This window comes from Streptomyces sp. SID4985 (assembly GCF_009863025.1).
Taxonomy (GTDB): Bacteria; Actinomycetota; Actinomycetes; order Streptomycetales; family Streptomycetaceae; genus Streptomyces.
Genome location: NZ_WWIR01000491.1, coordinates 1 through 8852 on the forward strand (window position 1 = coordinate 1; position 8852 = coordinate 8852).

8 protein-coding genes and 1 pseudogene are annotated in these 8852 nt (G+C 72.3%); 4 read left to right on the top strand and 5 right to left on the bottom strand.

Annotation, left to right across the window (positions count from 1 at the left end):
- The first annotated feature begins 43 nt into the window (after positions 1-43).
- From GTW40_RS21625 to GTW40_RS21635, 3 genes are all read left to right on the top strand, one after another.
- Positions 44-1174, top strand: a complete 1131-nt coding sequence (locus GTW40_RS21625) for a serine hydrolase domain-containing protein (protein WP_237525615.1) — start codon at positions 44-46, stop codon at positions 1172-1174.
- Positions 1175-1219: 45 nt separating this feature from the next.
- On the top strand, positions 1220-2233 hold the full coding sequence (locus tag GTW40_RS21630) for a small ribosomal subunit Rsm22 family protein (RefSeq protein ID WP_161181849.1): 1014 nt from the start codon (positions 1220-1222) through the stop codon (positions 2231-2233).
- Between the two features lie 142 nt (positions 2234-2375).
- Positions 2376-3119, top strand: a complete 744-nt coding sequence (locus GTW40_RS21635) for a bifunctional DNA primase/polymerase (protein ID WP_161181850.1) — start codon at positions 2376-2378, stop codon at positions 3117-3119.
- A 16-nt stretch (positions 3120-3135) separates the two neighbouring features.
- Here the strand turns inward: GTW40_RS21635 and GTW40_RS21640 are convergent, their stop codons facing one another.
- Genes GTW40_RS21640 through efeO form a run of 4 tightly spaced genes read right to left on the bottom strand, consistent with a single transcriptional unit; the run spans position 3136 to position 7426 of the window.
- Positions 3136-4119, bottom strand: a complete 984-nt coding sequence (locus tag GTW40_RS21640) for a hypothetical protein (protein WP_202486234.1) — start codon at positions 4117-4119, stop codon at positions 3136-3138.
- Positions 4120-4151: 32 nt separating this feature from the next.
- Positions 4152-5000 carry an iron uptake transporter permease EfeU gene (gene efeU / locus GTW40_RS21645; RefSeq protein WP_161181851.1) on the bottom strand — a complete coding sequence of 283 codons (849 nt, stop codon included), beginning with the start codon at positions 4998-5000 and terminating at the stop codon, positions 4152-4154.
- A gap of 3 nt (positions 5001-5003) precedes the next feature.
- Positions 5004-6263, bottom strand: a complete 1260-nt coding sequence (gene efeB / locus GTW40_RS21650) for an iron uptake transporter deferrochelatase/peroxidase subunit (RefSeq protein ID WP_161181852.1) — start codon at positions 6261-6263, stop codon at positions 5004-5006.
- 26 nt (positions 6264-6289) lie between these two features.
- The gene (efeO, locus tag GTW40_RS21655) at positions 6290-7426 is read right to left on the bottom strand and encodes an iron uptake system protein EfeO (RefSeq protein ID WP_161181853.1); all 1137 of its coding nucleotides are present in this window, start codon (positions 7424-7426) and stop codon (positions 6290-6292) included.
- 213 nt (positions 7427-7639) lie between these two features.
- On the opposite strand from efeO, the gene GTW40_RS21660 reads away from it, so the two are divergent.
- A complete protein-coding gene (locus tag GTW40_RS21660) occupies positions 7640-8284 on the top strand; it encodes a PhzF family phenazine biosynthesis protein (protein ID WP_161181854.1) in 645 nt (214 codons plus the stop codon).
- Between the two features lie 196 nt (positions 8285-8480).
- Here the strand turns inward: GTW40_RS21660 and GTW40_RS21665 are convergent.
- Positions 8481-8852, bottom strand: a pseudogene (locus GTW40_RS21665) (protein-L-isoaspartate(D-aspartate) O-methyltransferase); the annotation flags it as partial.

The window sequence follows — 8852 nt, forward strand, 5'->3', positions numbered from 1 at the left end:
CGAACCCCGCCGACACCCCCACGCACCCGAACGGAGCGGACAGCTGAGCACCCCGAGACTGCGCACCGGCACCCCCGAGCGAGCCGGGCTCGACCCCGTCGAACTCGCGCTCCTCGAAGCCGAGTTGCGCACCCTCACCGAGGGCCCGCACCCCTGGGCGGCCGGTGTCGTCGCGGTGGCCGGGCGCGGTCCGGTGATCGCGGTCGCCGAGGCCACGGGCTGGGCGGTGCGCTACTCGTCGTACGACCCGGAGACCGACACAGGCGTTGAACTCCCGCCCGCCGCAAGGGTTCCGGTGGCCGTGGACACCCCCTTCGACCTGGCCTCGCTCACCAAGCTGTTCACCTCCGTCGCCGCCGTGCAGCAGATCGAGCGCGGCACGCTCGGGATCGACGCCCGGATCGGCGCGTATCTCCCGGAGTTCACCGGCGTCGCCGAACACGGCGTGACCGTACGGCAGTTGCTCACTCACACCTCCGGGCTGCGCCCCGAACTCCCGCTGTACGACTGCCCGGACGCCGCCGCGCGGAGGGACATGCTGCGCGCCGAGGCCCCGAGCGCGGAGCCGGGCCGGTATCTCTACTCCGACCTCAACATGATCCTGCTCCAGTTCGTCCTGGAACGGATCACCGGGCGCGGCCTGGACACCCTGATCGCGGACGGCATCACCCGCCCGCTCGGGATGACCGCGACCCGCTTCGGACCGTGCCCCGGCGCGGCGGCCACCGAGGACCAGCGGCGGCCGTGGGCCAAGGCGGACCGGGGGATGCTGCGGGGCGTGGTGCACGACGAGAACGCGTGGGCGCTCGGCGGGGTCGCGGGTCACGCGGGCCTCTTCTCCACCGCCCCCGACCTCGCCGTCTTCTGCCGCACGCTCCTCGCGGGCGGCGGCTACGGCCCCGCGCGCATCCTCGGCCCCGACTTCGTGGAACTCCTGCTCACCGCCCCCGGGCTGGGCTTCGCCGTGGACCAGCCCTGGTTCATGGGCGAGCTGGCAGGCCGAGGCGCCGCGGGCCACACCGGCTTCACCGGCACCTCCCTGGTCCTGGACCCCGCCACCGACACCTACCTGATCCTCCTGGCCAACACGGTCCACCCGATCCGCCGCCCACCCGCGAACGCTCCCCGAGCGAACCTCGCCACCCACCTCTCCCGAGCGGTCCGCGACGCCTGACCCCAGCACGCCCCCGCCTCACCCACCACCTGCGACAATCGACGGGTGAACGCCCCCACCTCCCCAGCCGAGACCCTGCGCACCACCCTCGCGGGAGTGCTCGACGGGCTGCCGCCGCGGCAGGCGGCCGCCGCCGTCGAGCGGTTGATCGCCAACTACCGGGGGGACACCCCGACGGACGCGCCGATCCTGCGGGACCGCGCCGATGTCGCCGCCTACGCGGCGTACCGGATGCCCGCGACCTTCGAGGCCGTACGGTCGGCGCTGGACGCGTTCGCGGATGCCGTGCCGGAGTGGGTGCCCGGGAGCCATGTGGACATCGGGGGCGGGACGGGGGCCGCGACCTGGGCCGTCGCCGCCACCTGGGACGGCGCCCGGCCGGTGACCGTGCTGGACTGGGCCGAGCCCGCGCTCGCCCTCGGGCGGGAGATCGCCGCCGCCCACCCCGGCCTGGCCGGGGCACGCTGGGAGCGGGCCCGGATCGGGGCCGCGCTCCAGCTCGGCGAGACCGACCTGGTCACCGTGTCGTACGTCCTCAACGAGCTGGCCGAGGCGGACCGGGCCGCGCTCGTCGACGCCGCCGCGGCCGCCGCGCGGTCCGTGGTGATCGTGGAGGCGGGCACCCCGGCCGGGTACGAGCGGATCATCGAGGCCCGGGACCGGCTGATCGCGGCCGGGTTCAGGATCGCCGCGCCCTGCCCGCACAGCGCCGCCTGCCCGATCGTGCCCGGCACCGACTGGTGCCACTTCTCCGCTCGGGTCAGCCGCTCCTCGCTGCACCGGCAGGTCAAGGGCGGCTCCCTGGCGTACGAGGACGAGAAGTTCAGCTACGTCGCCGCCACCCGCCTCCCCGTCGAACCCGCGCTCAACCGCATCGTCCGGCGCCCGCAGATCCGCAAGGGGCAGGTGCTGCTCGACCTGTGCGAGGCGGACGACCGGCTCGGCCGTACGACGGTCACCAAGCGGCACGGCGATCTGTACAAGGCCGCCCGCGACGCCGAGTGGGGTGACGTCTGGCCCCCGCACGAGGACCACGAGGACCACGAGGGCGCCTCGTAAACATCGGGTCGAAGTCGGCAAATCCCCTCGATTGTGAGGGATGTCTCGCCGGATTCCTTCGCATTCGCGCTCCGGTCCCCCGGGGAGTTGGAAGATGGGACGATGAGACATGCTGTCCGCACCACAGCGATGCGAGGGATGGATGAGCGCGACGTTCGGCGGCCGGTCCGGCCGGCAGGGCAAGATCTCCCAGTGGCTGCGCGGACGCCGACCCAAGGAGACGTCGGCCGACGACGGCCGTGAGGCGCTGCTGCTCGCCGCCGCCGGGGCCGGACTGCCCCTCGCCCCCGCCGCCCACCCCGCCCCGGGCTACGGCTGTTCCTGCGACCGCGTCGGCTGTCCGACCCCCGGCCGCCACCCGGTGTCCTTCGCCTGGCAGACCCAGGCGACCACCGACCGCGCCCAGATCGAGCGCTGGGCCCGCGAGCAGCCCGAGGCCAACTTCATCACCGCCACCGGCATGGTCCACGACGTCCTCGACGTCCCCCTGGCAGCCGGGCGCGAGGCGCTGGAGCGGCTGCTCGCCTCCGGTGTCGAGGTCGGCCCGGTCGCCGAGAGCGACGACGGCCGGATGCTGTTCTTCACCCTCACCCGGGGCACCCCCGAGGACGAGGACGAGTGGTGGCCCTGCGAACTGGACTGCCACCCCGAGACCATGGACGAACACCCCGGGATGCGCTGGCACTGCCGGGGCTCCTACGTCCTGATGCCCCCCGCCCGGCTCCCCGGCGGCGACGGCGACCGCCAGGTGCGCTGGGTGCGCGGCCCCGAGCACCCGCTGCCCGAGCCGCTGACCCTGCTGGAGTCGCTCACCGACGCCTGCGCCCGGCACGCGGGCACGGACGATGCCGACCACTCCACCGGCGCCTGGCCGCTGCGCCACTGAGGACGGCCGGAAGCGGCTACGATCCCCGCGCCGACGTCAGCCCCTGCACCCGCCCCAGTATCGACACCCGCCCGCTCCCGGCCGGGACCAGCGCGGTCTCGTTGGAGACGAACTCCATCGTCAGGGACTGCTTGACCTCGCCCTTGGTCAGGGCGCGCACGTCCTGGTCGGTCACCGGCACGGAGGTGCCCGCCGCCGCGGTCTGCTTCTCGTAGTACCGGGAGGCGAAGAAGACCAGCGCGCCGCCGTCCACCGTGCGCAGCGCGAGCGGCGCGTAGTCGCCCCGGTCCAGCGTCTCGTCGATGTACTGGCGGACCAGGCCCGGCCTGCGCGCCTTCTGCTGCCGCAGGGTGCGCAGTCCACTGGTGCTGGGGCCGTTCGCGAAGCTCGTCCCGCCGCCGCGCAGATACTCCGCGTACTTGTCGCTCAGGTCGCCCGGCGGCACGGCGAGGCCGGTGGCGTCGGCGGGTACGGCCTCCGCCCAGCCGTCCGCGTCCAGCTTGAACTTCGGTACGGCATCGGGCGCGAGCACGGTCAGATACGCCACCTGCCAGGGCTCGCCCAGCGCATGACGGGTGAACACCAGCAGCCAGCGGACCGAACCGCCCTTGTTGCCGAGGGCGTCCGCGACGAACCAGCGCGGCCAGCCGGGCTTCCTCGGGATCGTGAACTTCGCGTCCGTCAGCGTCAGCGGAGTGTGCGCGGGGTTCCCGGCCGGATGGTTGGCGTGCCCCGCGCGCAGCCGGGCCGAGTCGATGTCGGCCAGGGCGCCGGTGACATGGTCCGCGTCCAGGGAGGTGTCGTAGGCCCGGTCGGCCTTGTTGTACGCCTCGACGAAGTCGGCCAGCGCCTTCTCGGCGTCGGTACGGGTGGCGGTGGGGATCATCGCGCGTTCGCCGTGCACCACCACACAGCCGCTCGCCGTCAGCGACACCGCGGCGGTCAGCGCGGCCGCTATGACGGCCTTCCGCCCCCGGCGCCCAACCCGGTTCCTGCCCATGAGTACCGCTCACCCCTTCCCGGAGGCGAACCCTACCCGGAGGTGCTCTCCGCCCGCTTGCGACCGCGCAGCTTCGCCGTGACGCCCGGATCGAGCAGGAACAGCGTCAGCACCGGGACCAGGTACAGCAGCCAGACCGTGAGCTGGAGGACCGTCGGGTCCGGCTGGAAGTTGAGCACGCCCTTGAGCAGGGTGCCGTACCAGCTGTCCGGCGGGATGACGCCGCTGATGTCGAAGGCGAGGTCGGTCAGGCCCGGGACGATGCCCGCTTCCTGGAGGTCGTGGACGCCGTACGCCAGCACGCCCGCCGCGACCACCACCAGCATTCCGCCGGTCCAGGTGAAGAACTTGGCGAGGTTGATGCGCAGCGCGCCCCGGTAGAACAGCCAGCCGAGCAGCACGGCCGTGGCGAGGCCGAGGGCGGCGCCGATCAGCGGGCGCGGGGTGCCGTCACCGGCCGCGTGCACCGAGGCCCACACGAACAGGGCGGTCTCCAGGCCCTCGCGGCCCACGGCGAGGAACGCGGTGGCGACCAGCGCGCCGGTGCCCATGGCGAGGGCCGCGTCCAGCCGCCCGTGCAGCTCGCTCTTGAGATGCCGGGCGGTGCGCCGCATCCAGAACACCATCCACGTCACGAGCCCGACCGCGACGATGGACAGCGAGCCGCCGAGCCCCTCCTGCGCCTTGAACGTCAGCTCCTGGGAGCCGAATTCGAGGGCGCAGCCGAAGCCCATCGCGAGCACGATCGCCACGCCGATGCCGAGCCAGATCGGCTTCAGGGCGTCCCGGCGGCCGGTCTTGACCAGATAGGCGATCAGGATGCAGACGACGAGCGACGCCTCGAGTCCTTCGCGCAGACCGATCAGATAGTTGGAGAACACGGACTACGCCTCCTCGGAGAACAGCGTCCGGCCCCACCAGTCGGCGGAGTCCCGGACACCGGGCGGGATCGCGAAGACCGCCGAACCCACGTGCTGGATGTACTCGTTGAGCGCGTCGTGCCCGGACAGCCGCCGCTGGAGCGGGATGAACCCCTCGCGCACGTCACGCTGGTAGGCCAGGAAGAACAGCCCCGCGTCCAGGCGGCCCAGTCCGTCGGTGCCGTCGGTGAAGGAGTAGCCCCGGCGCAGGATGGTGACCCCGCCGTTGGAGTCCGGGTGGGCCAGGCGCACATGGGCGTCCGGCTTCATCGCCTTCAGGAACGGCGCGTCGTGCTCCTTGGCCTTGCCGACGGGGGCGCCCTCGCGCTTGTCCCGGCCGAACACGTCCTCCTGCTCCTGGAGCGAGGTGCGGTCCCAGGTCTCGATGTTCATGCGGATGCGCCGCGCGACCAGATACGAACCCCCGGTCATCCAGGCCGACTTGGCGTCCCCGTCCGGCCCGGCCACCCACACGTGCTTCTTGAGCCGGTCGGTCTCGGTACCCGCGATGTTGCGGGTGCCGTCCTTGAAGCCCATGAGGTTGCGGGGGGTCTGGCTGTCCGGGGTGGTCGAGGAGGTCTTGCCGAAGCCGAGCTGCGACCAGCGCACCGCGACCTTGCCGAAGCCGATGCGGGCCAGATTGCGGATCGCGTGCACGGCCACCTGCGGATCGTCCGCGCACGCCTGCACACAGAGGTCGCCCCCGGTGCGGGACTTCTCCAGGTTGTCGCCCGGGAACTTCGGCAGATCCGCGAGGGCCGCCGGACGCCGGTCCGCGAGGCCGAACCGCTCGAACAGCGAGGGCCCGAAGCCGATCGTCAGCGTGAGACGCGAGGGCCGCAGGCCGAGGGCCTCCCCGGTGTCGTCCGGCGGGGCCTCGGCGAGCCCGCCGTAGGCGCCCTCGCCGACCGCCTTGCCCGCCGTCATCCGGCGGGCCGCCTCCGTCCAGTCCTTCAGCAGCCGGACGAACTCGGCGCGGTCGTCCGTCTTCACGTCGAACGCGGCGAAGTGCAGCCGGTCCTGCACCGGAGTGGCGATGCCCGCCTGGTGCGCGCCGTGGAAGGCGACCGCGCCGCCGGTGTCGGCGGCCGTCAGACCCAGATGGTCGTCCGTCCCGGTCAGCGCCATCGTGCCGCCCGTGGCGGCGGCGCCGAGCGCGAGCCCGGCACCGCCCCAGCCGATCAGCGCACGCCGCGAGGGGCCGCTCGGCTCGCTCTCGGTCATCGTCTCGACTCCCGTGCCTTTCGTTGCTACTTGACGACCGCTGCGGCGAGCTTCGACAGCGGCTCCGCGAGCGCGTTCACCGCGTCGGACAGCTCCTTGCGCTGCGCCTTGGCGACCTTGTCGTAGGAGACGAAGTCGTAGGACGCCTTGTCCGCGCGGTACTTGTCGAGCAGCTTGTCCAACGCCGCGAACTGCTTGTCCAGTTCGGCGGTGAGTGCCGGGTCGTTCTTGGCGGCGACCGGCTTCAGCAGCGCGTACGCCTGCTGCGCGCCCTCCACGTTGCCCTTGAAGTCCACCAGGTCGGTGTGGGAGTAGCGGTCCTCCTCACCGGTGATCTTGCCGGTGGCGACCTCGTCGAGGAGTTCCTTGGCGCCGTTGGCCATCGAGGTCGGGGTGATCTCGGCCTTGCCGACGCGCTTCTGCCAGTCGGTGAGGTCGGTGACCAGCTGCGCGGCGAGCTTCTTGTCCTCCGCGGTGATCTTCTTGTCCTCCCAGAGGGACTTCTCCAGCTTGTGCCAGCCGGTCCACTTCTGGCCGTCCTCCAGGCCGTCGGCGCGGGTGTCCACCTTGGGGTCGATGTCGCCGAAGGACTCCGCGACCGGCTCGGTGCGCTCCCAGCCCAGGCGCGAGGGCGCGTACGCCTTCTTCGCGGCGGCGAGGTCGCCGGCCTGGATCGCCTTGGCGAAGACCTCGACGCGGGGGAGCGTCTCGTCGGCCTGGTCCTGGGCGTACTCGCGGTAGCCCGCGACGGCTTTGTCCAGCTCCGGGCTGCGCTTGGCGGCCGTACCGGAGCCGGTCACGGCGAGCTTCTGCCGGACGCCGTGGCCCCGCATGCCGGGGCGGCACGCGATCTCGTACGAGCCCGCCTTCACCTCGGCGGTGAGCGTGTACTTGGTACCCGGGCCGATGTTCTCCTTCTCGGAGACGATCCTGTCGTCCGGGAAGAGGATCTCGACCTCGGTGGCCCGCGAGCCCTTGTTCTCGATCTTCAGGGTGACCTGGCCCGCCGGGACCGACTTCGCGGAGGTCTCGCACTTCGAGTCCGCGGCGGTGACCTGGATGGCGTCGCCGTCCTTGGCGTCGCTCTTGGCCGTGCAGGCCGACAGGGCGGTCAGCGCGGCCGCCGCGGTGGCGGCGATCGCGATCGGGCGGACGGCTCGCATACGGGCTCCAGGCGGTCAGGGCGGCGCAAACCCGCCCAATCGGTTTGGTGAGGCTTGCCTAACTTACCCGAGCCTTAGTCTGGCTGTAACCGCCAGGTACGGCATTCGAACCGCACGAAAAGATCACAGACACGACTTGATGTCGGCACCCCAAAGGCCATGCCAACGGAAGGCAAAGAGCACCCCAAGCGGTCTCGATGCTTCAATGCGCGGGTGACTGACTACGACGTTCTCCGCGTCTTCTGCGGACCCAACGGCGGCTACGGCAACGAACTCGGTGTCATCCGCAACGGCTCGCTGGTGCCCGAGCGGGACGACCGGCAGGAGCTCGCCGCCAAGCTCGGCTTCAGCGAGACCGTGTTCGTGGACGACCCCGAGCGCGGAGTGATCGACATCTACACCCCCACCTCACGGCTGCCCTTCGCGGGCCACCCCTGCGTCGGCACCGCCTGGCTCCTCGACGTGCCCGAACTGGTCACGCCCGCCGGGGAGGTCGGCACCCGGCTCGACGGCGAGTTCACCTGGATCGAGGCCCGCGCGGAGTGGGCCCCGCCGCGCACCCTGCGCCAGTACCCGAGCGCGGCCGAGGTGAACGCCCTGAAGGTCCCGCCGTCCGGCGAGTGGATCTACGCCTGGGCCTGGGAGGACGAGGCGGCGGGCCGCGTCCGCGCCCGGGGCTTCCCCGGCCGGAACGACGGCATCGACGAGGACGAGGCCACCGGCGCGGCAGCCCTGCTCCTCACCGACCAGCTGGGCCGGGCGCTCAACATCACCCAGGGCGCGGGCTCCCAGATCCTCACGGCCCCCCAGCCGCATGGGTGGGTGGAGGTCGGCGGGCGGGTGTATCTGGAGCGGTGAGCGCTCGCGCGAAGGGTTCTCGCACGGCGGGCCCGGTTCCAGAGGGGCGTCTCCGGAGGCGGCCCGCTCGTCTTTGGCGCAGCGATCTGCTGCGTATCGCGTCGCCCTCGACACCCGGGGCTCCGTACTCGTCGAACGGCGGCACGGGAAGGCCCCGCTCATCCGCCACGGGGGAGACGGGCGAGCGGGGCCGGTTTCAGAGGAGCCACGCGTTCTTTGGGCGGTCCAGCCAGGCGCACTGGTCGTACACGGTGACGGTGAGCCCGAACCGCTCGTACCCCGGTTCACCGGCGGCCCGCCACCAGTCGAGCGCGGCGGACACCTCGTCCCAGAGCCGCCGGGGCCCGGACTGCCACACCATGGCTTCGCGATGGCCGTCGCGGAACATGACGCAGGCCCAGGACCGGTCCGTGAGGCCGTAGAACCACACCGGCCGCGCGCCGTCACGCTTGCCCGACACCTGATGGTGACAGTCACGCACCCGCAGCCCCACGGCGAACCGTGCGACGGCGAACCGGCCGTCGCCGAGCAACTGCTCCTCGGTGACGGTGGTGGTGCTGCGGTCGGC

What these genes read in the sequence shown, in the direction of transcription:
- GTW40_RS21635 (WP_161181850.1), top strand. Translation starts at nt 2,376, where the DNA reads ATGAGCGCGACGTTCGGCGGCCGGTCCGGCCGGCAGGGCAAGATCTCC.
- GTW40_RS21640 (WP_202486234.1), bottom strand. Translation starts at nt 4,119, where the DNA reads ATGGGCAGGAACCGGGTTGGGCGCCGGGGGCGGAAGGCCGTCATAGCG.
- efeB (WP_161181852.1), bottom strand. Translation starts at nt 6,263, where the DNA reads ATGACCGAGAGCGAGCCGAGCGGCCCCTCGCGGCGTGCGCTGATCGGC.
- efeO (WP_161181853.1), bottom strand. Translation starts at nt 7,426, where the DNA reads ATGCGAGCCGTCCGCCCGATCGCGATCGCCGCCACCGCGGCGGCCGCG.